The sequence below is a fragment of the Streptococcus sp. NCTC 11567 genome (assembly GCF_902141215.1).
Lineage (GTDB): Bacteria > Bacillota > Bacilli > Lactobacillales > Streptococcaceae > Streptococcus > Streptococcus dysgalactiae.
In genome coordinates this window covers 774,036-798,939 of sequence record NZ_LR595857.1, presented here as the reverse complement: position 1 = coordinate 798,939, position 24,904 = coordinate 774,036, and the positions used below count along the sequence as shown (strand labels likewise).

23 protein-coding genes and 1 pseudogene are annotated in these 24,904 nt (G+C 39.5%); 5 read left to right on the top strand and 19 right to left on the bottom strand.

Going from position 1 to position 24,904, the window contains the following annotated elements; translation table 11 throughout:
- Positions 1–92: 92 nt before the first annotated feature.
- From FQT67_RS04135 to uvrB, 7 genes are all read right to left on the bottom strand, one after another.
- Positions 93–1,346 carry an extracellular solute-binding protein gene (locus tag FQT67_RS04135; RefSeq protein WP_012767155.1) on the bottom strand — a complete coding sequence of 418 codons (1,254 nt, stop codon included), beginning with the start codon at positions 1,344–1,346 and terminating at the stop codon, positions 93–95.
- A 403-nt stretch (positions 1,347–1,749) separates the two neighbouring features.
- On the bottom strand, positions 1,750–3,006 hold the full coding sequence (gene dltD / locus FQT67_RS04130) for a D-alanyl-lipoteichoic acid biosynthesis protein DltD (protein ID WP_046176896.1): 1,257 nt from the start codon (positions 3,004–3,006) through the stop codon (positions 1,750–1,752).
- Positions 2,999–3,238, bottom strand: a complete 240-nt coding sequence (gene dltC, locus FQT67_RS04125) for a D-alanine--poly(phosphoribitol) ligase subunit DltC (RefSeq protein WP_002984216.1) — start codon at positions 3,236–3,238, stop codon at positions 2,999–3,001. Before dltC ends, dltD begins: the two co-directional genes overlap by 8 nt.
- 17 nt (positions 3,239–3,255) lie before the next feature.
- Positions 3,256–4,509, bottom strand: a complete 1,254-nt coding sequence (gene dltB / locus FQT67_RS04120) for a D-alanyl-lipoteichoic acid biosynthesis protein DltB (RefSeq protein WP_046176897.1) — start codon at positions 4,507–4,509, stop codon at positions 3,256–3,258.
- Entirely contained in the window at positions 4,506–6,044 is a 1,539-nt protein-coding gene (gene dltA, locus FQT67_RS04115; protein WP_012767157.1) for a D-alanine--poly(phosphoribitol) ligase subunit DltA, read from the bottom strand. The genes dltB and dltA overlap by 4 nt, the downstream gene beginning before the upstream one ends.
- A gap of 11 nt (positions 6,045–6,055) precedes the next feature.
- On the bottom strand, positions 6,056–6,199 hold the full coding sequence (locus tag FQT67_RS04110) for a teichoic acid D-Ala incorporation-associated protein DltX (protein ID WP_012767158.1): 144 nt from the start codon (positions 6,197–6,199) through the stop codon (positions 6,056–6,058).
- A gap of 252 nt (positions 6,200–6,451) precedes the next feature.
- Positions 6,452–8,443 carry an excinuclease ABC subunit UvrB gene (gene uvrB, locus FQT67_RS04105; RefSeq protein WP_012767159.1) on the bottom strand — a complete coding sequence of 664 codons (1,992 nt, stop codon included), beginning with the start codon at positions 8,441–8,443 and terminating at the stop codon, positions 6,452–6,454.
- A 186-nt stretch (positions 8,444–8,629) separates the two neighbouring features.
- Between uvrB and FQT67_RS04100 the strand changes: the two genes are divergently transcribed.
- Both FQT67_RS04100 and FQT67_RS04095 read left to right on the top strand, forming a co-directional pair.
- Positions 8,630–10,807, top strand: coding sequence for an ABC transporter substrate-binding protein/permease (locus FQT67_RS04100; protein ID WP_046176898.1), 2,178 nt, complete (start codon positions 8,630–8,632; stop codon positions 10,805–10,807).
- Positions 10,807–11,547 carry an amino acid ABC transporter ATP-binding protein gene (locus FQT67_RS04095; protein ID WP_022554860.1) on the top strand — a complete coding sequence of 247 codons (741 nt, stop codon included), beginning with the start codon at positions 10,807–10,809 and terminating at the stop codon, positions 11,545–11,547. The genes FQT67_RS04100 and FQT67_RS04095 overlap by 1 nt, the downstream gene beginning before the upstream one ends.
- A gap of 147 nt (positions 11,548–11,694) precedes the next feature.
- Here FQT67_RS04095 and FQT67_RS10765 read toward each other — a convergent pair whose 3' ends face one another.
- The 8 genes from FQT67_RS10765 to FQT67_RS04060 form a co-directional block, all read right to left on the bottom strand.
- A complete protein-coding gene (locus FQT67_RS10765; RefSeq protein ID WP_003062002.1) occupies positions 11,695–11,847 on the bottom strand; it encodes a hypothetical protein in 153 nt (50 codons plus the stop codon).
- On the bottom strand, positions 11,844–13,223 hold the full coding sequence (locus tag FQT67_RS04090) for a PTS transporter subunit EIIC (protein WP_046176899.1): 1,380 nt from the start codon (positions 13,221–13,223) through the stop codon (positions 11,844–11,846). The genes FQT67_RS10765 and FQT67_RS04090 overlap by 4 nt, the downstream gene beginning before the upstream one ends.
- A 177-nt stretch (positions 13,224–13,400) precedes the next feature.
- On the bottom strand, positions 13,401–13,850 hold the full coding sequence (locus FQT67_RS04085; RefSeq protein WP_046176900.1) for a DUF3284 domain-containing protein: 450 nt from the start codon (positions 13,848–13,850) through the stop codon (positions 13,401–13,403).
- Positions 13,847–14,182: a PTS lactose/cellobiose transporter subunit IIA gene (locus FQT67_RS04080; RefSeq protein ID WP_002992853.1), complete on the bottom strand. Its 336-nt coding sequence runs from the start codon at positions 14,180–14,182 to the stop codon at positions 13,847–13,849. Before FQT67_RS04080 ends, FQT67_RS04085 begins: the two co-directional genes overlap by 4 nt.
- Before the next feature lie 2 nt (positions 14,183–14,184).
- A complete protein-coding gene (locus tag FQT67_RS04075) occupies positions 14,185–14,496 on the bottom strand; it encodes a PTS sugar transporter subunit IIB (protein WP_002984171.1) in 312 nt (103 codons plus the stop codon).
- Positions 14,497–14,518: 22 nt separating this feature from the next.
- On the bottom strand, positions 14,519–16,513 hold the full coding sequence (locus tag FQT67_RS04070; protein WP_003053413.1) for a BglG family transcription antiterminator: 1,995 nt from the start codon (positions 16,511–16,513) through the stop codon (positions 14,519–14,521).
- Positions 16,514–16,617: 104 nt separating this feature from the next.
- Entirely contained in the window at positions 16,618–17,712 is a 1,095-nt protein-coding gene (locus FQT67_RS04065; RefSeq protein ID WP_046176901.1) for a DUF871 domain-containing protein, read from the bottom strand.
- Between the two features lie 8 nt (positions 17,713–17,720).
- The gene (locus tag FQT67_RS04060; RefSeq protein ID WP_011054614.1) at positions 17,721–19,121 is read right to left on the bottom strand and encodes a glycoside hydrolase family 1 protein; all 1,401 of its coding nucleotides are present in this window, start codon (positions 19,119–19,121) and stop codon (positions 17,721–17,723) included.
- 224 nt (positions 19,122–19,345) lie between these two features.
- On the opposite strand from FQT67_RS04060, the pseudogene FQT67_RS04055 reads away from it, so the two are divergent.
- Positions 19,346–19,898, top strand: a pseudogene (locus FQT67_RS04055) (nicotinamide mononucleotide transporter).
- Here FQT67_RS04055 and FQT67_RS04050 read toward each other — a convergent pair.
- The 3 genes from FQT67_RS04050 to FQT67_RS04040 form a co-directional block, all read right to left on the bottom strand.
- A complete protein-coding gene (locus tag FQT67_RS04050; protein ID WP_002984154.1) occupies positions 19,895–20,053 on the bottom strand; it encodes a hypothetical protein in 159 nt (52 codons plus the stop codon). The pseudogene FQT67_RS04055 and the gene FQT67_RS04050 sit on opposite strands and share 4 nt — an antisense overlap.
- A 68-nt stretch (positions 20,054–20,121) precedes the next feature.
- Complete coding sequence (gene obgE, locus FQT67_RS04045; protein WP_046176902.1) at positions 20,122–21,435, bottom strand: GTPase ObgE; 1,314 nt, start codon at positions 21,433–21,435, stop codon at positions 20,122–20,124.
- Positions 21,436–21,489: 54 nt separating this feature from the next.
- Positions 21,490–21,618 (bottom strand): DUF4044 domain-containing protein, encoded by a 129-nt coding sequence (locus FQT67_RS04040; protein WP_002989532.1) that lies wholly within the window; start codon positions 21,616–21,618, stop codon positions 21,490–21,492.
- 176 nt (positions 21,619–21,794) lie between these two features.
- Here FQT67_RS04040 and FQT67_RS04035 point away from each other — a divergent pair, with 176 nt between their 5' ends.
- Positions 21,795–23,036, top strand: coding sequence for an aminopeptidase (locus FQT67_RS04035; protein ID WP_046176903.1), 1,242 nt, complete (start codon positions 21,795–21,797; stop codon positions 23,034–23,036).
- Between the two features lie 60 nt (positions 23,037–23,096).
- Positions 23,097–24,014: a CorA family divalent cation transporter gene (locus FQT67_RS04030; RefSeq protein ID WP_003062591.1), complete on the top strand. Its 918-nt coding sequence runs from the start codon at positions 23,097–23,099 to the stop codon at positions 24,012–24,014.
- Positions 24,015–24,064: 50 nt separating this feature from the next.
- Here the strand turns inward: FQT67_RS04030 and FQT67_RS04025 are convergent, their stop codons facing one another.
- The gene (locus FQT67_RS04025; protein WP_046159763.1) at positions 24,065–24,796 is read right to left on the bottom strand and encodes a pseudouridine synthase; all 732 of its coding nucleotides are present in this window, start codon (positions 24,794–24,796) and stop codon (positions 24,065–24,067) included.
- Positions 24,797–24,904 lie beyond the last annotated feature (108 nt).

The following is a 24,904-nucleotide window of genomic DNA, read 5'->3' as shown; positions in this document are numbered from 1 at the left end:
TACTTCTACATTTTTAGTATCTGTTTCATCTTCATCAAACTAAAAGAAATAGAGGCTGGGCGTACTTCTTTGTCCCAGCCTCCCTTTCTGTCTTATTCAGCATATTTTTGTTCAAAAGCTTCCTTAATAGTTTTTGCTGCTTCTTTAGCAGCTTTAGAAGCTTCTTCCTTACCAGAAGCCACGTTAAAGGACATATTTGCACCTGGTTCCCAAACTTCAGCCATTTCTGGAATATTTGGCATTGGTTGTGCGCTCTCAAACTGACTAATCACAGCTTTCGTTAACTCATTACCCTCTTTAGAAGTATAATCACGTGCTGTTAAGTTAGCTGGAATTTCTTGTGTTTTATCATAGAAACGTTTTTGGTTTTCAGCGTTGGTCACATAATCAAGGAATTTTTGAGCAGTCGTTTTTCCTTTAGAATAGTTTGAAATAACCCAAGCTTTACCACCTGCAAACGGTTGGTATTTTTTACCATTTGTCAAAGTAGGAATTTCCATGACCCCAAAGTTAACACCAGCATCTTTAAATGAGCTCGCTGCCCATGGACCATCAATGATGACACCAGCTTTTTTAGAAATAAATTGTTCAGTGATAAAATCACCAGCTTTTTTAGTGTCTTGCATTCCTTGAGGCCAAGTGCCATACCACTGTTTCGCGTAGTTTAACCCTTCAACAGTTCCGTCATTACCTAAGCCTAAATCACTTGGTTTGGTTCCTCTATCACCAAAGACATAACCACCATAACCAGCAATCAAGCCATAACCATAATAGAAGTCTGTCCATTTCGCCAAGAAACCTACAGATTTTCCTGGTTCAGAGGCAAAAGCAAACTTAGGATCTTTTTGTAATGCTTCTAATTCAGTAAAGGTTTTAGGAGCATCTGCTACTAAATCTTTATTGTAATAAGTTACCAAAGTTTCAATAACGTCTGGTGCACCATAAGTTTTACCGTCAATGGTTACTAATTTCTTAACCGTATCGTCAAACTCTTTGCTGTTTCCTAAAGTAACCTCAGCGATTTGACCTTCAGAGCCTAAACCTCCCACACGATCATAAGGTGCTAAAAAGACATCTGGTGAAGCGCCAGTTGGACCATCTGTTGATAACTTATCAAGAGTATCCATCATACCTTCTTTATTGACTTTAACGGTGACTTTATTCTCTTTTTCAAACTCACCCTTAATGCTCTTAATGTAATCAGCATATCCCTCATCAACAGAGACTACAATAGTCTTCCCGTCTGTTTCCTTAGCGTCTTTACTACCACCACTTGCGCAAGCAGTTAGGGTTAGCACTGAAGCCAATGATAAGGTTCCAATCACAGATGCTTTTTCCAATTCCATGACATAACATGTTCCTCCAAAAATGGTTTTTTAATGACAAATAAAATGGCTTATCAACTTAACTTCTATTTAAGTTAAGCGACAAGATAGGAAGGTAACGTCAAACGACTCAAGTTGAGTTTGATCAAACTTAATTTAAACGTTTAAGTTGATTGCATTTTATCGTAATCGCTTACAAATATCAATGCCCTTTCTTAAAAAAACTGTCAGTGACGATCTTCTTTTAACTAGTTGTCTACCGCTTAACAATTGTCGTGAATCTTCTCAACTTTCTAAAGGACAGGTTATTTAAAAATGTTTTTAGCAAAATAAAAAAAGACCAAACAAGAATAACCTCTTCACCAGCATAACTGCGATTTGATATTATGAAGAGAAATATCTTGTTTTGGTCTTATTGTTAAGCTTAGTCTTGGGCGACTAACCGCTTATTAGCCCATTCCTTACTATAAAAATAAAGATTAAGCTTATAATGTGGACTTGACTGATTGTTTTCCAAGAAAGGTTGCACTTCCTTATCAAAAGCTAACCAGCCATTCCAACCGAGATGGATAGTATCTTGCATAAAGTAGGACTCACCACCATCTTTTGAGAAGTCAGCAATGCGATGAAACCCTTGGGCTTTTAGCTGATACTTAATCTTACGAACAGCTTCTTGATACTTATCTTGGTTGAGCCCTGTATATTCTGCCCAAGCTTTATTGACAGGAGTAATCACAAAGAGAACATCTGTTTTTTGTTTGGCAAATTCTGATAATAATAATTGAAAATCATTATATTCCGGCGAAGCCAGGTAACTATAATTGACCTGGAAATTTTTATAGAGATTGTATTGAGGGGCAATGCGCTTACTATAAAAAGCATTCTTGATCCCAAAGCGGTTATTGGTCGTTGCCAATTGCCCACGTTTAGTGGCTAGTTCATTTAATCGCTGATATGAAAATGCTTTTGGCAAGCCTTTAACCCGTGGGAGAATCTTCCTATCGTAATTATCTGATTTACCTAAGAAACTAAAGAGAGATTCCTCTCTCAGTGCCACCTGGTGCTGCCATCTCAGGATATCCCTATCCCACTTACTAAGAGATTGACCTTTACTGATTTTCTTCAATAAATCGGATTTGGATACACCAGGATTAACCTCAAGTAAACGCTTAGCAGCAAATCGTGATTCTTTATCAGATTTAGCGTTTAACAAGAACTCAATAACTTGTGTATTTGACAAGTACATTTGAGCTGCTCCTGGATTAATTCCCTGCGGTGTGAACCATTGAGGAGAAACCACAAAAACCGCTTTTTGTCCTTGCATTTCCTTTGAAATTTGTTGCATGCCATAGTAATGAGATAAGGACGCAGAACCTCTTTTTCCAATTAAGAAAGGCCTATAGGTTCGATTGTAACGTTCCGCAAGAACCGAGGGATGCATACCGTCCATACGACTCCATTCGCTAGAACCAAAAAAAGGCACAAAACGACAAGTCTCATCTGATAAAGCTTGTCTTTTAATCAAACCATTTTTAAAAGAACTATCTGTGATCGCAACGGCATTTGCTTTTTCCTGAGCTATGGAATGATCAAGTTGTGTAGGAAAACTAAAAATAGTAATCACTACTAAAACAAAGGCAATAAGAAGAGGACCTAGAATTAACCAGAGTCTCTTAAGCATGTTGCAATTCCTCTACACCTTGAACAATCTTAGTTACTGTGTTCCAATCATCACGACCAAATTCTGAAATAGGTACTTTAATATTGAACGTTGACTCTAACTCAACAATCAATTCGACTGTCCCAAGACTATCCAACACACCTGCATCAAACAAGTCTTCGTCCATCATCTCTGAAACATCTTCCATAAACAAACGGTCAAACAATTCAATTACAGTTTCTTCAATAGACATTTTTATACTTCCTTTTATTAATGTAGTGGTCTGTTAAACCAAAGGTCATTTAAAAAACCAGAGAATAACAGAAGTGAAAACATGACAACGTGGAAAGTTACCACGATACATAAGACATGGAATGCCCTGTTTTGAAAGAGGGGTGATAAGCCTTTTTTCTTACGGTGACGGTTGATTTCTTTTTTCTTGCGAATCCAGGCATCATTAATAATAAGTCCTACACCATGGAAAAGCCCATAGGCAATATAATACCAAGTCAGACCGTGCCAAAATCCCATCACTAACATATTAACCAGATAGGCAACACCTGAGGTGACGTTACGATTCTTAAAGGTTTTATGCTTGATTAACAAGTGAACCAATCGCATAAACACATAGTCTCTAAACCAGAAGGATAAGCTCATGTGCCATCTATTCCAAAAATCTTTTAAACTTGCAGATAAGAAAGGCATGTTAAAGTTTTCCGGTGTCCTAATGCCTAGCATGTAGGACATCCCAATCGCAAACATAGAATAACCCGCAAAATCAAAGAAGAGATTGAAACCATAGACATACATGACAAGAATTGTTTCCTTGTTAAAATAGCCTCCAGCCATCAGTGCTTTGTTTTCAATAATTGGAAGTAAAATACCACCTAAACAATACGAAATGATATGTTTATAGAGAAAACCAAGCATGAGGTACATGACTGCCTTGTTTAGCATGCTTAAGTAGTCATCACGATCAGGAAGCTTATGATAATCTTCTTGAAAGCGTCTGAAGCGATCAATTGGCCCACTGGAAAAGGTAGGGAAAAAAATCATAAAGCGAATAAAATCTGGCAAACTAACTTCTTTAAGGGTTCCATCACGCATCTCAATAATCATTCCCACACTCTTAAAGGTCAGGTAAGAAATCCCCAAAAAACTAAAGAGGGTTTGGTTAGAAGATAGGGTTAAAGGTGCCACCTTAACACAGATAAGCGGAAACAGAGCCATTACAATAGCCAGATAGAAGACTGCTGTACTATTGGCATTTTCACGGTATTTTTTGTAAGAAAAAACACTAACGATTTGCCAAGCGAGATAGAAGAGAAAAGCAACTAACTGTTGGTAATGATCTCCCCCAAACATAAACAAGATAAAGACCAAACTAACAAGGGTTTCATAGACCGTCAGGCGTTTCTGTCTAAAAATCCCAATAATCACTGGCAAGAATGCCAAAATAAGATAAACAAAGTAAATGGGATTTCCGTAAGGTTCCATATAGGGAATATGGTCAAAGATCATCATCGGTTATTGACCTCATTAATCAAAGCTTTAATATCTATCTTACCATTTGGGGTTAATGGGAGACTGTCTCGGTAAATAAACTTAGAAGGCATCATATAACTCATCATATGATCCTTAACAGAGGCTTTGATAGCTTTGGTTAACTCTAACTCTCTGTCAAAACGCTCTTTAACCCCATCTTTGACAACGATATAGGCTAAGAGATTTTGAACTTTGTGTTCCTTATTATATCTTGGAACAGCTACTGCTGAGGCAACCATTGGGGATTGGTTCAACTGTTGCGACACGTCTTCCAGCTCGATGCGATAGCCAGCATATTTAATCTGAAAGTCTAAACGTCCACCATAGAGTAAGATATTATCTTCTGTTAAGGAACCAAGATCCCCTGTATGATATGCAGGCTGTCCTTTAAAAGTAAAGAAGGCTTCTGCTGTTTTATCAGGATTATTGAGATAACCTTTTGATACAGCAGGTCCTGTTACAATAATTTCCCCTTGTTCCCCTAAAGGCAGTTCGTTCCCCTCTTCATCAATGATAAAAGTTGGAGAATCTGGTTTTGGGTAACCAATTGGCAAACGTGTAGAAGTTGCAACCATTTCTTTAGTAATTTCAATAGCCGACAAAGCCACAGTCGCTTCGGTTGGTCCATAGGCGTTAATAATCTTAGCATTTGGGAAGCGCTCAAAGAGTTTTCGAGCGGTCGATACCGTTAACTCCTCACCATCAAAGTAAAAATGTGTCAAATTTGGCATCTTTTCTTGACAAAACTCATCGCTAAGCATCGCCATATCTGCAAAAGATGGCGTTGAAGTCCAAATACCAACTGGCAATTGAGCAATCGTTGTAAAGAGTTGTTTAAAATCTGATACCAATTCTTTTGGAAGGGCAAATAAGGTACCGCCTAAAGCTAAGGTTGGCGCCCAATACATGACTGAAAGGTCGAATGAATACGGTGGCTGCGCTAGCATTTGTGGTTGCTTAGGAACATCAAATGCTTCATCTTCAATCATCCAGTTGGTAAAACTTAAGAGATTGTCGTGAGAAATTTGCACTCCCTTTGGTTGACCAGTCGTCCCAGAAGTAAAAATAATATAATAATTATCATCCCCTTTAACTGGATGTGTTAGTTGGTAAGGTGTTTCTGTTGCTTTTGCCGATTGGATATCTCCTAATGAAATCAATGCGACCTTCTCAACAGTGATGGGTAAGTCTTCAATAGCAATGACTAAACTTGGTTTAGCAATCTCAACAATAGACAAAATCCGTTCTGGTGCAGAGTGTACATCTACCGGAATATAAGCATGACCTGACTTGGTCAAAGCAACAAAAGTAGCTAACATGTCATAGGTTTGTGCCCCAAAAACTAAAACAGGCGACTTTTCTGGTAATCCTAGACCATCTATATAGGCAGCAATGCTGTCAGAATCCTTTTTCAGTTGCCCATAGGTGCAACGTTCCCCCAAGCAATCATAAACTGGAAAATCAGCTTGTGTTTGAGCAAAATATTCAATGCTGTCAATCATATCCTTAATCATCAGTCCATCTCCTAAAATTCATTATAAATAAAGTTACTTTGACCATGTCCTAGGTAACCAAAGAAATAGACCAGCAACATAAAAATCAGATAGAATAAGGCTATTTTACCGATAAAAACGGCGACTTCCCTCATTCTTGATTTATTTTTTCTCATACTTTACCTTCTTGTATTAGTGAAATAATGTACTAAAAAATTCTACTCGAAAAAGTCTCAGTTGACAAGCTAAAACTTAAATTATTAAAAAGAAAATTTATTTAATAAAAAACCTTCTCAACTCTTAATCTAAATGACTTGTCAATCAGTCTCCTAACTGTCATTTTACACCTTTAGCTTAAAATTTTCTTAACAAAACGGAAACATTAAAACCAGCTCGTATTTGGCTGGTTTTGGAACGTTTAAAAAGGTCTAATCCATTAGTTTCAACTCTAATATCATGTCACGAATTTGAGCAGCCAATTCAAAATCAAGTAATTCAGCTGCTTCTTGCATCTGCTTCTGTAAGGTTTTAATAGCTTCTTTTCGCTCAGAACGAGACATGGTTTCATAGTCCACTGCAGTTTCTGCGACATCAGACTCCGCTGCTTTGCTGATACTGATAAGATCTCTGATATCCTTTTTGATGGTTTGCGGGATAATCCCATGTGCTTCATTATAAGCCATTTGAATCTCACGACGACGAGCCGTTTCATCGATAGCCCGTTGCATCGATTCCGTGACCTTATCAGCATACATAATCACATGTCCATCTGCATTCCGGGCTGCTCGTCCAATAGTCTGAATCAAACCACGCTCGTTACGGAGGAAGCCCTCCTTATCCGCATCCAAAATGGCGACAAGACTAACTTCTGGTACATCAATTCCCTCGCGCAGTAAGTTGATTCCTATAAGGACATCAAAGACACCTAACCTCAAGTCACGGATAATTTCTGTCCGTTCTAAGGTCTTTATGTCGCTATGCATATATTTGACCTTGACACCCATTTCTTTTAGATAGTCTGTCAGGTCTTCTGCCATTTTTTTCGTCAGTGTTGTGATAAAGGTCCGCTCACCACGTTCAACACGCTGATTGATTTCTCCCAATAGGTCATCCATTTGCCCCATACTTGGTCGCACATCGATTTCAGGATCAAGCAAGCCCGTTGGACGAATGATTTGTTCCACAATTGTATCTGTCTGCTCCATTTCATAGTCACCTGGAGTAGCAGAAACATACACGATTTGGTGTACATGGCTTTCAAACTCTTCCCGTCTTAAAGGACGATTATCCAAAGCAGAGGGCAACCTAAACCCATAATCAACTAGCATTTGCTTTCTAGCTTGGTCACCATTATACATGCCTTTAATCTGCCCCATTGTCATATGACTTTCATCAATCATAATCAAAAAATCTTCTGGGAAGAAGTCTAATAACGTATAGGGGGGTTCTCCTGCTGCTCGACCATCCATATGGCGAGAATAGTTTTCAACCCCGTTAGTGTAACCCATCTCCCTTAACATTTCAATGTCATACTCAGTTCTTTGGCGTAATCGCTGCGCTTCCAATAATTTGCCTTCAGCTTCAAAAACCTTCAACTGTTCTTCTAGTTCAGCTTGAATCTTAGCAATGGATTGTTCCATGTGTTCATCATTAGTAACAAAGTGAGTAGCAGGAAACAGAATCAAATGATCTACTTCTCCTATGGTCTTACCAGTCAAACTTTCGATCTCTCGAATACGATCAATCTCATCTCCAAAAAATTCTATCCGAAAGGCATGTTCATCTCTTGAAGCGGGAAAAACTTCAACCACATCCCCGCGAACTCGAAAACGACCACGTTGAAAATCAATATCGTTACGCTCAAACTGAATATCCACCAGCTGGTTAAGCAGTTGATCCCTAGAAATTTCTTGTCCAGGTCTGAGGCTCACTGCTGAATCAGCATACTCTTTTGGAGAACCCAGTCCGTAAATACATGAGACCGAAGCCACTACAATAACATCATTACGCTCTAATAAGGCTGAGGTTGCGGAATGACGAAGTTTATCAATCTCATCATTGACAGAGCTGTCTTTTTCGATATAGGTGTCGCTTGATGGCACATAGGCTTCAGGTTGGTAGTAATCATAATAGGAAACAAAATATTCCACAGCATTATCAGGGAAAAATTCCTTGAACTCTCCATAAAGCTGTCCCGCTAAGGTTTTATTGTGAGCAATCACTAAGGTCGGTTTATTAACTTTGTTAATGACCTGACTCATGGTATAGGTCTTTCCCGTCCCAGTAGCTCCCAAAAGAATCTGAGCTTTTTCTCCACCTTCAATATTGTCTACTAAGGTCTCAATAGCTTGGGGTTGGTCGCCAGATGGCTCATATTTTGAAACCAAATGAAAAGGTTTGTCATCACGTTTATCAATCATTTCATTATCCTCGATTGTCTCTCTTCCTTCCATTTTATCATATCCCAGAAAGAAACGTCTGATAAAAACTTCCCAAACCTCCCATACCGATGTTAGGTTTTATGACATGCGAAGCTAGACTTATTGCCTTCTTTTAAAAAATTTGCTATAATGAGTCATATTTTTTATTTTTATAAGGAGATTAGTATGACCTACAAATTAAAAGCATTATTGCTTGCAATAGTATCCATCATTTTCATGACAGGTGGTATTGCAAGCACTGAAACAATTGATATTGTTTCGGATACAGCTTACGCCCCATTTGAATTTAAAGATTCAGATCAAGTTTATAAAGGAATTGACGTTGATATTATCAATGAGGTAGCAAAACGCCAAGCTTGGGACTATAACATGACCTTTCCTGGATTTGATGCGGCTGTTAATGCCATTCAATCTGGTCAAGCTGATGCTCTGATGGCTGGTACGACGATTACTGAAGCTCGTAAAAAGGTCTTTCATTTCTCAGACCCATACTACGACACTAAAATCGTTATTGCGACACGTAAGGCAAACCCTGTCAAAAAGTATAGTGACCTAAAAGGAAAGACCGTTGGTGTCAAAAATGGTACGGCAGCTCAATCCTTCTTGGATAAATACAAGAAAAAGTATGGCTATACTGTTAAAACATTTGACACGGGCGACCTCATGTACAACAGTTTATCTACCGGATCGGTTGCAGCTGTCATGGATGATGAGCCAGTTATCCAATATGCGATTAGCCAAAACCAAGACCTTGCCATCAACATGAAAGGTGAGGCAATCGGTAGTTTTGGTTTTGCGGTTAAAAAAGGCAGTGGCTATGACTATTTGATTGATGATTTCAACACTGCTCTTGCTGATATGAAAGCTGACGGGACTTACCAAGCTATTATGGCAAAATGGTTAGGAACTGACGACAAAGCAACAAGAGGCCAGGCAACCGGTGATCCAACTGCCAAAGCAACACCTGTGAAAGCAAGCTATAAAATTGTTTCAGATTCCTCTTTTGCTCCTTTTGAATTTCAAAATGACAAAGGCAAATATGTCGGTATCGACATGGAGCTAATTAAAGCTATCGCCAAACAGCAAGGCTTTAAAATTGAAATTGCCAATCCAGGTTTTGATGCGGCTTTAAATGCGGTACAATCTAGTCAAGCTGACGGTGTTATCGCTGGTGCAACCATTACTGACGCTCGTAAAGCCATTTTTGACTTCTCTGATTCTTACTATACCTCAAATGTGATTTTAGCGGTCAAAAAAGGAAAAGCGATCAACCGTTATGATGATTTAAATGGTAAAACTGTTGGCGCTAAAAACGGAACTTCTTCTTATTCTTGGTTGAAAGAAAATGCAGCTAAATATGGCTATAGCGTTAAAGCTTTCGATGATGGTTCAACCATGTACGATAGTTTAAATTCAGGTTCTGTTGAAGCCATCATGGATGATGAAGCCGTCCTAAAATATGCTATTTCACAAGGACGTCGCTTTGAAACCCCGCTTGATGGTATTTCCACAGGTGAAGTTGGTTTTGCCGTTAAAAAAGGAACCAATCCCGAATTAATTGAAATGTTTAACAATGGCTTAGCTGCCTTAAAACAATCTGGTAAATATGACGCTATCATCGATAGCTATCTAGATTCTAAAAAAGCTGCTAAACCTTCTGGAAAAAATGTCGATGAGTCAACGATTGCAGGACTCCTCTCTAATAACTACAAACAATTATGGGCTGGTCTTGGAACAACCCTCAGCCTAACCCTTATTTCATTTGCTATCGCTATGATTATCGGGATTATTTTTGGGATGATGGCTGTCTCACCAACCAAATCTCTCCGCCTCATCTCAACCATTTTTGTCGATGTGGTCCGTGGTATTCCGTTAATGATTGTGGCTGCCTTCATTTTCTGGGGTGTGCCGAACCTTATTGAAAGCATGACTGGTCACCAATCACCAATTAACGATTTCTTAGCTGCTACAATTGCACTGTCACTTAATGGCGGAGCCTATATTGCTGAAATTGTTCGTGGTGGTATTGAAGCTGTTCCAGCAGGACAAATGGAAGCTAGTCGTAGTCTTGGGTTGCCTTATGCAACAACGATGCGTAAAGTGATTCTTCCACAGGCCGTGAAGTTGATGTTGCCTAACTTTATTAACCAATTTGTTATCTCCCTAAAAGATACTACAATCGTCTCAGCAATTGGTTTAGTGGAACTCTTCCAAACAGGTAAAATCATTATTGCTAGAAATTACCAGTCGTTCCGTATGTATGCTATTTTAGCAATTATTTACCTTATCATGATTACACTCTTAACAAGACTTGCAAAACGTTTAGAAAAGAGGCTTAACTAATGACAGAATTAAAAATTGATGTTCAAGGTTTACACAAATCTTATGGTCAAAATGAAGTCTTAAAAGGAATTGATGCCAAATTCTACGAAGGTGATGTCGTTTGTATCATTGGTCCTTCTGGTTCTGGGAAATCAACCTTTCTACGTACCCTCAACCTTCTAGAGACGATTACCAGTGGGAAGGTCATGGTGGACGGTTTTGAATTATCAGATCCTAAGACTAATATTGACAAGGCACGTGAAAATATCGGGATGGTATTCCAACACTTCAACCTTTTCCCTCACATGACTGTTCTTGAGAATATTATCTTTGCTCCTGTTGAATTAGGTAAAGAGTCTAAAGAAGCTGCTAAAAAGCATGGCATGGCACTTCTAGAAAAAGTCGGACTTTCTGATAAGGCCGACGCCTTCCCAGGAAGTTTATCCGGCGGGCAAAAACAGCGTGTCGCCATCGCCAGAAGTTTAGCAATGAACCCAGATATTATGCTCTTTGATGAACCAACTTCTGCTCTTGACCCCGAAATGGTTGGGGACGTTTTGAACGTTATGAAAGACTTGGCAGAACAAGGCATGACCATGTTAATTGTTACTCACGAAATGGGATTTGCTCGCCAAGTAGCTAACCGTGTTATCTTTACAGACGGTGGTCAATTCTTGGAGGATGGTACTCCTGAAGAGATTTTTGATCATCCTAAGCACCCTCGTCTCATTGAATTTTTAGACAAGGTCTTAAACGTCTAATAGAGCAGACACCATACTAACTTCCAAAAAATAATAAGGCAAGGAAACAGGTTTCCTTGCCTTTTTTGGTTACTGTTATTATTCAAACCAGCAAAATAGGGATACTCTTATGACTCTCTCCTTCATAAGAGTGTCCCCTATGCTTTTTTATGGGCGTTTATGTTTAGTGAGGTAATAACCTAATCCCGTAAGAGCTAGTCCCGTCACTATGTGTAAGTATTTGTTACCAACCATCGGACTAATGGCAATGAGAAAAAAGCCAACAGCCATTAAAAAAGTTGCTCCATTTTTTTCTGTCATGCAAGGTCACTCGCTTTTTCTTTATTGGCCAAAATGACAAATGGTGCCCAGATAAGGAAGGCAACAAAGAGGTTAAACAGTGAAACCAAACCTGCCATAATATTACCTCCAGTAGCTAGGTAAGCATAAAGTCCAACAGGGGTAATCCAAGGTACTGATAAGAATACCGGTGGAATCAAACCTATTGCAGTAGCAAAATAAGCTATGCTAGCACAAATTGGTGGCACAATTAGCCATGGAATCACAAAGGTTGGATTCAAAACAATTGGCATCCCAAATGTAATTGGTTCGTTGATATTGAAAACACCCATTGGTGCGGACAATTTGGCAATGGTTTTATGCTCTTCTCGTTTTGAGAATATGAAGATAGCAATAATCAATGCCAAGGTTACTCCTGAACCACCCATTTGAGCATAAGCATCAAAGGACCCGCGTGTCCAAAGGTATGGTAAATTAGAAGCGCTATGCGCTGTATTGTAAGCAGCTGTATTTTCTGTTAAAGCTACCATATAAATACCATCCATCACTGGGGCTAAGACATTATGACCATGCAAGCCGAAGAACCAGAGCAGTTGAACTAAGAAGGTTAACAAGATAACTGAACCAATACCCTGTGATAAGCCTAGTAATGGTAATTGGATATAGGTTGAAATGACATCACTTAGGGAAGAACCTGTTAATGCAAAGATGAGGTAGGCGAAAATTGCCGAAGCGTAAATCGCAACTGTTCCTGGAATAATGGCAGCAAAGGCTTTATTAACCGCAGGTGGTACATTATCTGGTAAGGTAATGGTAATATTACGTTTGGTCAAAGCCGCATACACAAAACTTGATAAAAAGCCAATAATTAAAGCTGTGAACAAGCCTGTAGCACCGACATACTTTAGAGCTATTGCTCCCCATTGACTAGTTTCAATACTTGAACCTCCACCCGCAGTAACGACTGAAAGCCCCATTTCTTTCAAATTGCTAATTAGGTTAGCAGAGGCATTTTCAAGTGGTGTCGAAATGGTTAAAGTCTGAGGTAGGGTGGCAATAAATGAGCCAAAAGAAATCAATCCTCCTGCCAATGGATTAATCTTATGCATAACAGCTAAATTGTAACCGAAAGCAAAGGCAAAAAAGAGCGCCATGATACCAATTGTCCCAAAATAAACATAGCCATTGATGTCGATAACAGGTTGCATAGCTTTTGCAAACCCTGTCCATCCCATATTGTTTGGAATATCGCGTAAAAAAACGTTCAATAAGACAGCAACTGAACCTGCCATGGTAATAGGCATCATTGAAATAAAGGAATCACGAATAGCTACTAAATGCCGTTGTGACCCAATTTTTCCTGAAATATCCATAAACTTATCAGAAAAATGCGACATAAATCTTCTCCTCTTTTTATTTTTTTAATGTAACAAAGGTAACCTTAAAAGCAGCGGTGTCTGCCTAACACAATTATCTCAAAATCATCCTTGTTAAACGTGATGCTTAGAGATAACCGGTAATCGACTCTTATCCAAATGAACCCTTCTCTCTCATCCAAGGTCTGTGAATAATCTTCACAAAGACGATGGTTGCTGCAACTGTTTAGCATATTGGATAAGGGCTGCTAACTGAGCTTGAGATTGGCGTTCTAGGCTTTTTTTGAACAGTTTGCCAACAATAAAATGATTTGCTTTTTGAAAAATATTTAGAGGATGATAGTCATAAGAATAGGTAATTCTAGTCCGATTCTCCCCCAGAGCCTCTAATCGATAAGCCAATTCCTTTATCCCATGATTAGAACTAAAACAAGCAGTATATAATTGCGGAGCTTCTAGGGCCGTAATAAGCACCCTCACTGTACGCTCTTTGTATTTACCATAATGTTTAACATAGTTTATACCCGCTTTGATATCATCTCTTGACAACCGTCTCAAGGTATTTTGTCGATAATCTTCTTGGAGCGATATCAGCATGGCTTCAAAACAATGATGAACGGAAACATCTCCTTCTGCTGAAATGATCATGACTCACCCCTCTGTATTGCTGACATTTTGTCGTAAACGGTAACCAATTCCTTGGCTAAATCAATAAAGGCTAAGGCAGTCATCATGTGATCTTGCCCATGCACCATCAATAAAGACAATTCAACCGCATCACCAGCTGCTTCTTGGGACAGCAAATGTGTCTGCGATTTATGGGCAATATTTAACGAGTTTGTCGCTTCTTGAAGTAAGTGCTGAGCCTCCTCAAACTGCCCATCTCGTGCTGCATGAATAGCCTCTACGGCCTTGCCCTTGGCTTCGCCTCCATACATGATTAAGCCCATAATAGCTTCTAAGTTGGATGGTTCCGTCATGCCTACTCCTCCATCATCGCTAGGGCTGTTTCAAGGACTTTTTCACCGTTCATAAGACCATAATCAGCCATGTTAATGGCATCTACTTTAATATCTGGTTCAAACTTATCTTTAAAATCCTTTAGTAAGAATTTGACTTGTGGACCTAACAAGAGAACGTCAATGCTATTAGCAGCCACTTCGTTGTCAGCTTCACTCACAGGAACTGCCCAAATAGAAACTTCAAGGTCACGCGCTTGGGCTGCTTTTTGCATCTTAGTCACCAACATACTAGTTGACATACCGGCATTACAAACTAACATAATAGATTTCATAAGGTTTCTCCTTTTAATCGTTTTAATCATGAATAAGTGGGGTAAACACTGTCATGAATTTGGAATAATTTGGTTCTTCTAGTAACGCTTGCTGAAGCTCCACCTGATTGACAAAAGATGCCAAACCTGGTGATACATATTTTAACCTATGATTATGCCCTTTAGACGGGGATAATAGAAAGACAAAATGAACAGCTTGATGCGCCTTGTCCCACTCAAGAGGCTCTCGGCAAATAGCCACTACTACCTGTTCAGAATAAGTCATGGGATTAGCAGGATGCGGAAAGGCAAGCACTTCTCCATAGATGACTGGGCTGTAATTTTCCCTCAGTACCATTTGATGATAGAAGTCCTCTACAAACGTTTCTGTTCCCGCCTCGTCAAGACAAGCAATCATCCGTAAAAGCAAGTCTTCCTTTGAGATTTTCTCGTCTAAATAAAGAAAACGATTAGGGCTAAAAACACCTGTTAGAAGCTGCTCTGCTTTTGCTAAACTCATCTGTGACGGTAAACTGACCTCTTTCTTGATACCTTCTTGTTCTCCAATAAATTGTCGAATAGTTTCAATATCCTGATTTGACAAAAAAACACTGACAGTAATCACTGGTGTTAAAAACATCAGATTGGCAAGGCTGATAGAGGAAATAATCAAATCAACGGTTTTCAGTCGCTCTTCGGTTATTTCATAGTAACTGATAACATCGACAATACGCAAACGTCCTTCAAATTCCTTTTCCAAGCGATTTTTCAACATCATGGCACTACCATAACCTGTGGCACAAACTACTAGAACCCTCAATTTATGACGGTTTGAATAACGCTCAATGGCCGCCATTAAATGCAAACTAATATAAGCCCATTCATCATCTGAGACATCATTCTTTTGACATACAAGCAAATCCGAAAAGGTCTGCTTGGTAAGGGTAAATATTTCAGGATACTGGCTTTTAATTTCCTCAGTTAAAGGATTAGTCAGCTGAATATGGTTTTCAAGACGTGTGGTCAAGGGCATCATGTGGGCTAATAAACCTTGAAATAAATTGGTATCTGTTTCTAAAGTCATGCCTGTCAATTGACTAATCTTGGCAATACATGCTTTTAAATGGTCCTGCAACTTTTCATCGGTATTATCATCTTGCCAATGCTTACCAACAGAATGTTTGACCTTTAGATGCAGTGCAATATAATTAGCCTCCTCTTTAGGAAAACGTATCCCCATCACTTCTTCCACTCGATACAAAATGCGCAGAGCTACTTGATACTCATCAGACTGACGAATAGCTATTGGAATGGAAAACAGTTCTAATGGACACCCCGATCGAATACGCTGAACCATTAGGGCAATATGCAAGACTAGATTATTCATGACAAAATCAGAAAGTTTCAACTTAGCATCCCGACATTCATCCAAGACAATAATCATGATTTCTGCAAAATTAATACCTTCAAGAAAGGTATTACCTACCATGGTGGACAAGGTATTATCAAAACTAGTAAGAAAAAAATAGTCCATGATAAAATGCCTAATGTCCTCTTCTTTACCTCTTATTTGAATATGTTGGTGAGTTATTTCAAGCTCTAACTGGTAAGGTATTATGCGCTCCTTAATGCCTGCTAAAACATGTTTTAAAGTTGTCCGACTAATATACAATTCTTGACAAAGCTCTTCAAAATCCTGAACGGCATCTTCAAAAAAGAATTTATGAAGCACATAATCTTCTCGATCAACCGATCCTTCCACTTGAGTCACATCTGCCAAACGTTTTTTAGACGTCACACTTTCTTGCCAAAAGATGTCAAATGCCATAGAATGGTCAATTTCTAAGCAGTAACCTCGACCTTGTTTAGAAATGATGTGAGCTCCGTGTTCAGGAAGGCTACTAATCAGTTCTTTGAGGTATTTCCTAACCGTACGGTCACTCATACCAATAACCTCAGCCAGAGTTGCACTAGAGACAAACTGCTCTTTGTGATGGATTAGAAATGTTATGATGGCCAGTTCTTTTTTTGATAACATTAGTCCTCCTTACTACTTTAGAAAACGCTTTCTACCCTCTTTTAGTGTACCAAATATTTCCTGAAAAAGGTGACCATCATTTTCCGTATTGATTGTGAAAGAATCTATGATGGGTCAATCTCCAAACAAAATTCCTGCCAAGGTCGCAAATCATCTAACAAACTAAGATAGTCCTTTCTGACCTCAGCAACCACATTAGCTTTTGAACTAACCGTAAAATTTTTCAAAGCAATTTGCAGTTCTCCCTTATATCGATGATAGCGGTCATTGTCAATAATAATGTTACCTCGTTTGACCTCCTTAGATTGGTCTCTTGGAGCAATCGATTCCTGAGCATAGACTAGACGTGGCATGGTTGATCGAATCACATAATCAGATACATCGCCACGATAACAATGCGGATAGCCAATGATTTGCTCCTCAACTTCTGTCAAATCGATGATAGGCCTAACCTTGATCGTTGTGACTGGTCTTGCTAAAGCCTGAGTACATGCTGCCAATTCTTCTTCCGAAATGAATTGGTTAGATATGAGGATATTATCAATGGTTCCTATCGCTTTCATTAATTCTACTTGCAGGCCAATGGGCAAGTGCCTATGGTCTTCCACTGTCGGCAAGCCTTCTGCCAGTAGCCAAGGGCTTTCAGATGCTGACTGAGCGCTAATAAAAGCAGCCGTTTCAATATCATGCTCATGATAAAAACGTGACATATCCTTAAAATGTTGCCATGACAAACCAGTAAATTCATGTGGATAAAAATTATGGCAACCAATAATATTGCTCCGTTCTGCATCTGTCGCTAGCAATGACATCAATAATTGTTTATCAGTGCTCATATTAAGTTCAATTTTAAGCCCAAAGGGATTTCTTGTTAAAGTTACAATCTCTGCTAGAGGGAGAGCCTCGTCTAAGCGTAAGCCCGCTAACCCGAAGGCATGAGCTCGTTCAATAAGCTGATCTGACCAACCAGCTTGGCTAATAAAGCTTGGACTAACGTCAGCAATCACTCGAATGCCTAATTGATTTGCATAAGCAATGAGCTCTGCGTAGCAATGAAACATCTGGTGATCAGCTGGTGCCAGCTGTAAGAGACTCATAAACAAGCGCTTGGCTCCATAGCTATGACATAAGTCAATATAAGCTTTACTCTTGGTAACATCATACCGCTCAGGGTATAGAGAAAATCCTAAATCAACCATATTGCCTCCTATTTATCAAAACCATTTGACTCGCTCAACGCCTTAAACCAGTAACCTGATTTTTTTATGGTTCGCTTTTGACTCTCTAAATCCAAAGCTACCAAACCATATCGGTTTTTATAAGCATTTAACCAAGACCAGCAATCAATAAAAGTCCACAAGAGGTAGCCTTTGCAGTTGGCTCCTTCTCCCAAAGCCTTATGAAGCTGGATAAGATGATCCTCGATAAAGGTGATGCGGTAGTCATCTTGTATCTGGCCATCTGCTAAAAAAGCTTCTTCACCTTCGACACCCATACCATTTTCCGTGACTAGCCATTCGATGTTACCATAGTGTTCTTTTAAATTAAGGGCAATATCATAAAGTCCTGGTTCATAAATTTCCCAACCCCGGTGAGGATTGACTTTTTTACCAGGCATATCATAAGGTTCAAAATAAATATCTAAGATAAGGGGGTCCCCCTCTTGCTGTGACTTACTAGGTGCCTGAACCCGCAAAGGCTGATAATAATTAACTCCCAAAAAATCAACAGTATTGTTTTTGATAATCTCTAATTCATCAGCACTATATTGAGGTAATAAATCAGCTTCCTCTAAAATGGAAACTAACTCTGCTGGGTAAACACCCAAAACTGATGGATCTAGAAAGGATTTGGTTTGGAAAAGCTCTGCGATTCTAGCAGCCTTGACATCTTCAGGAGCATCACTCCGAGGATAAGCAGGTGTCATGTTAAGCACAATACTAATCTTGTGGTCGGGATGAAGCTTATGACAAGCTTTGACCGCCAGTGAACTGGCCAGTTGTGTGTTGTAAGCCACTTGAACTGCTGCCTTGGCATCTACTTTACAAGGGTAGTGATAATAACCTAAATAGCCACATTCGACTGGAACAATCGGTTCATTAAAGGTAATCCAAGTGTTTACTAAATCACCAAAAAGCTCAAAACAGGTTTTTGCGTAGGTTTCATAAGCCCAGACAGTAGCTTTGTTTTCCCAGCCACCTTTTTCTTGCAAGGCATAGGGGAGGTCAAAATGATAGAGGTTAACAATCAATTTAATACCTTGAGCAATAATGTCTTGAAATACTTCTCGGTAAAATGTCACCGCCTTTGGATTAACCTCCCCGACTCCTTCTGGAATCAATCGAGACCACTGGATTGAGGTCCGAAAAATCGTGTGGCCTGTTTCTTTCAAAAGGGCAATGTCACCCTTATAGTTTTCATAAAAGGTTGAGGTTTTTTCTGGACCAATTTGGTGATGAAACTTAGCTGACTCAATACTAAACCAGTAATCCCAGTTGCTAGGTCCTTTGCCATCTCCAGGAACCGTTCCTTCGCTTTGAGGCCCAGATGTAGAACTTCCCCATAAAAAGCCATCTGGAAATTGATAACGGTGTTTTCTTTGTTTCATATCCTTTGTCCTTTCTTTGCTCACTTCTCTTTTTATTATAAGAAGAAAAACAGGTGATGTAAACGCTTTAAAAAATCTGTTTTTTCCTTATCATCACGGAAAATAAGTGATTTAAAGCTTGACATATTTTATTATCTTAAAGAGCCTATCTAACCTGCCCTGCTACTTCTTATCAAAACCAAGCCCCTATTGACAGATGCCTTAGCCTATGTTTGAATAGGGGTATGGCTTATTTAAACTACTTTACAAAAACCGAGTGGGCACTTTGGTTAAGCTCTGTCTTGGCCATTACGAAACAGTTACTATGGAGAGTTAATGACCTATCTTTTTATGACCCTACCAATGGCTATTTTTTCGCTCTTTGCTTGGTTAAATCATCCTTTTGAGGGGAACAAGTCTCAAGTCACTATTTCTCGTTTAGAAAGCGCTGATAGTCGACGCCTCATCATGTTTACGTTAGTAGTTACCCTTGTGTTTTATGGAGTTTTAGCCAGCCTTAAAACGGCCTACTTACTTGTTTCCACCTTATCCATTGCTACTTCTTTTTCAGCCGTTTATCTCAGTTATAAGCGTAGCCCTTATTTTGCTTTAGCATACGGGCTCAATGATCTAGTCCTCATTCTCTTATGGATGCATGCTGCTCAAACAGATTCTAGCCAATATGCAGTAGTCATCTGCTTTGCCACCTTTCTTATTAATGATAGTTACACTTTTTATAGTTGGCTAATGCTCCAACGTTACCAAGAAAAAAAAGGTCAAAAAAGGATGAAGGCCTAAGCCTCATCCTTTTTCAATTTTTCACGTTCTAAACGCAAACGTCTATTGGGATTTAAAAGATTAAACAATTCTTCTAATTTCTCAGCATTCCAAACATCTGCTGCCGATACAAAATTCCCATCCTTATCCTTAAAGGATATTGGTTTATCACCCATAATCAGAAACCTCCATCTTAAAGATAACACACAAGGTTGCTATGGCAATGCCATTTCTAAAGACCACATTAATCCACAAATTCAAATTCAAATTTGCCAATACGAACAAGATCCCCGTCTTTTGCTCCACGTTCACGAAGGGCTTCGTCAACCCCCATACCGCGCAATTGACGGGCAAATTTCATGATGGATTCGTCACGTTCCATATTGGTCATGACAAAGAGACGTTCCAATTTCTCACCAGACAAGACCCAAGTAGCATCATCATCTCGGGTAATCTCAAAGTCTTTTTCAGTTTCTGCAAAGCCATAGTAAGCTTCTTCATCCACCAGATCAGCTTCATCATATAATAAGAATTCATCCGTCTTAGCAAGTAATTCTGCCGTTGCTTCTAACAAGTTCTCTAAGCCTTGATGTGCTAGGCTTGAAATAGGGAAAATCATTGGTAGGTCATCAAACTCGTCATATTGGGCAGCCAATTTTTCCTTGAAGGCTTTCAAGTTTTCTTGAGCCTCTGGCATGTCCATTTTATTAGCCACAATAATCTGTGGGCGCTCCATCAATCGCAAATTATAGGTTTCTAACTCGTTATTAATGGAAACATAATCTTCGTAAGGATCACGGCCCTCACTAGCAGACATGTCAATCACATGAAGAATAACCCGTGTCCGCTCGATATGACGGAGGAACTGAGTTCCCAAACCAACCCCTTGGCTAGCACCTTCAATCAAACCTGGTAGATCTGCCATAGCAAAGCTATCACCTGACTTGGTACGAACCATTCCTAGATTAGGTACAATAGTGGTAAAATGATAGGCACCAATTTTCGGTTTAGCTGATGACACAACACTTAACAAGGTTGATTTCCCAACAGATGGGAATCCGACCAAACCAACATCAGCTAAAATTTTGAGTTCTAGTTCTAACTGACGTTCCTCACCTGGTTCACCATTTTCAGCAATTTCCGGCGCAGGATTACGAGGAGTTGCAAAACGAATATTACCACGACCACCACGGCCACCCTTAGCAATCACCACTTCTTGGCCATGTTCTACTAAGTCTGTAATCACTTTTCCAGTTTCAGCATCACGTACAGTTGTTCCTTGAGGGACAGCGATAATCAAATCTTCTGAGCCACGACCATGCATTCCCTTAGTCATGCCTTTTTCACCAGATTTCGCCTTGAATTTACGATTATAGCGGAAATCCATTAAGGTACGCAAACCTTCGTCAACTCTAAAGATGACTGAGCCACCCTTACCGCCATCTCCTCCCCAAGGACCGCCATTTGGGACGTACTTTTCACGACGAAAGGCCACCATGCCATCGCCACCGCGACCCGCTTGGACACTAATTTTTGCCGTATCTAAAAACATACTCATACTTTTTCTTCTCTAACTTTCTTTTACTTTAAAAAAACGCCTTTCAGCGTTTCCTTACATCAATACTGATAGGGCACTCGCAATAAGCCCGCCAACAGTTACAAGAACCATTAGGATAACAACAAACATTGTTACTTTTTCAAAGGTTGTTTTTTTGCGAGGTCCATTTTCTCCAAATGCCACGTTAAATACCTCATCTATTATTGATTTTTCTTCTTATATCTTAACATGAAAGCGGCTTTTAAGCAAATATCAGCTAAGGATTTCTCTCTATAAAGGCATTCTTTTTCACAATGTCTTGTACATTTCCGTTGAATATGATACATTAGAATTTACAAAATAATATTTAGGAGATTCCCATGGTTTTACCTCATTTCGAACACAATCTTGAAAAATACGCTAATTTGCTTATCAAAAAAGGTATCAATGTTCAAAAAGGGCATACCCTTTTGATTACTATTGCTGCTGAACACTATCGCTTCGCTCGTCTTCTGACAAAGAAAGCTTACGAAGCTGGTGCTGCAGAGGTTATTGTAGACTATACTGATGATCAAATCACGCGCGAAAAACTCTTGAAAGCTGATGAGGACCGTCTACTAAATGTACCCGACTATGTTGTTGAAAAGTCTCATTACTTACTTGGTAAAAAAGCGAGTCGATTAGTGGTTCGTTCATCTGATCCAAATGTCTTTGCGGGCATTGACTCAGACCGCTTGTCTGGTTCTACTCGTGCGACTTCAATTGCTCTTGAAAAACAACGTGCAGCTACTCAAGCTAATAAAGTGAGTTGGAATTTAGTAGCAGCAGCAAGTCCTGAATGGGCAGCCAGGGTTTTCCCAGATTTGGCCAGTGAGGAAGAACAAGTTGATGCTCTTTGGGATGCTATCTTCAAAATGAATCGCATTTATGAGGAAGATCCTATTAAAGCCTGGGATGACCATCAAGCACGCCTTGTTTCCAAAGCTAACCTCCTCAATGACTATCAATTTGATGCCCTCCATTACATGGCACCTGGGACTGATTTAACCCTCGGTATGCCTGAAAATCATGTCTGGGAAGCGGCAGGTAGCGTCAACGCTCAAGGGGAAGAATTCATCGCCAATATGCCAACTGAAGAAGTCTTCACCGCACCAGACTATCGTCGAGCTGACGGGTATGTCTCATCTACTAAACCACTTTCTTATGCCGGTGTTGTTATTGAAGACATGACCTTTACTTTCAAAGATGGCCAGATTGTTGAGGTAACGGCTAAAAAAGGGGAAGAAACCATTAAGCGATTGGTCGAGGAAAATGATGGTGCTCGTGCCCTTGGTGAAGTAGCCCTAGTTCCCCATAAAACTCCAATTTCACTTTCTGGTTTAACTTTCTTTAATACTCTTTTTGACGAAAATGCGTCTAACCACCTTGCCATCGGTGCTGCTTATGCTTTCAGTATTAAAGGTGGCACTGAAATGACCAATGAAGAATTAAAAGCAGCTGGTTTAAACCGCTCAACCGCCCATGTAGACTTTATGATTGGTTCAGAACATATGGATATTGATGGCATCACGAAAGATGGGCAAATTGTTCCTATCTTCCGCGGTGGCGAATGGACAATCTAAACTAACGAAAAAGTCAGTCTTGTGCTGGCTTTTTTTGTTGGATAAGCCTATAATGTCAGTATGTATTACTTAATTTTAGAAAAATTAACGCCTGTCTCCCTGACAGACTGTCTTAACAACAAGCATCCTTATGTAGCTATCTTAACGCCAGAGGAATGGCGGCGTCACCACGACCTTTTTGATATGGATATTGATATGGAGTTTAACATTGATGTGGCCAATTCAACCAAGGCAGAAGTGAATAGTGATTCTTTAACAGGGACTTTTAAAATTCCCGATCGAAGAGATTTGCTTGGTCAAGCCATGGATTTTTCCTTCGCTCTTGATGAAAGAGGGGTTGTCTTTATCGATGAGCATCGTCATGTTGCTGATTGGTTAGCACAGATTCAGTCTAGTAAAAAATGGAAAACGCCAAGCCTAGAACGTTTTCTCTACGATTTTTTAGAAACCATTATTCATGGTGATTTAACCCTTCTAGAAGATTTCGATAACCAACTAGATAAACTAGAAGAAACGATATTAACAGATAAAGGTATGATTAGCCAAGTTCAGCTGAATCTCATCAGACGACAACTCACCAAGTTAAATCTCCACTATGGGCAATTGATTGATTTGGCACAGGAATTTTACGAGAACGAGAACAATTTCTTCGCCGAGGAAAATCTGCGCTTCTTTCACCTCTTCTCTTCACGAGTAACAAGACTTCAGACGACAGTTGTGACTTTACGTGAGACTCTTATTCAGATTCGCGAATTGGCCCAATCACAGTTGGAAACGAAACAAAATAAAATCATGAGCGTCTTAACCATCGTTACCACCTGCTGCATGCCTTTGACCATTTTAGTAGGGTGGTACGGCATGAATTTTAAGTACATGCCTGAACTCTCTAGCCCCTTAGGTTACCCTGCAGTGATTGGCTTTGCTATTTTAATTTTTGTGTCTGCTATTGCCTTTTTCAAATACAAAAAATGGTTGTAAGAATAAGGTAAAATCCTTCTCAGTCAAATAGAGAAGGATTCTTTTTTCTTTTATAATAGGCTCTGACAATAGGCTTCTAGACTCTGCAATTCGTCGGATGTCAAGCGTCTAAAGTCACCTTCTGCGAGACCAGGGTCTAATCGCAAAGGTCCCATGCTAAGCCGTTGCAATTCCAGTACTTCCTTGCCACAAGCTGCTACCATGCGTTTCACCTGATGAAATTTACCTTCTTGAATGGTAATGCTAACCACACAAGTCTCTTGGCTTAAATCCTTATCAAGCACTTCCAATTTAGCAGGAAGACACTGGTGATCCTTTAAAGAAATACCTTTGGCAAAATCATCTTTGTCAGCATCAGTCATGATGCCTGCTACTTTCGCTAAATACTCTTTGGTAACGTGTTTTTTAGGGGATAAAAGGTCATGAGCTAGCTGACCATTATTGGTCAAGAGCAACAGCCCTCGAGTATCCTTATCTAATCTGCCAACAGGAAAAACGTCTTTTTGTCTGGCAGTTTCATCTAATAAGTCTATAACGGTTGCTTGCGCTCTGTCCTTTGTCGCTGACAAAAAGCCCGCTGGCTTATTCAAGATATAGTAAACAAAGGCTTCATAAGTCAAAGGTTTTCCAAGGTAAGTCACCACGTCTTTATGTTCATTTATTTGAACCTTGGGAGATGTTTCCACCTCTTGATTAACCAAGATAGCTTTCTTTTTCAAAAGGCTCTTGACTTGGCTTCTACTCCCAACTCCTGTTTCTACTAAAAATTTATCTAAACGCATTGTCACCCTTTCAAGAAGAATTCTTTAACTAAGTATAACACAAAAAACAGTTATCCCGAGACTGAAAGCGCTTAATGTATTATAATATATAGTATAGAAACAAGGAGA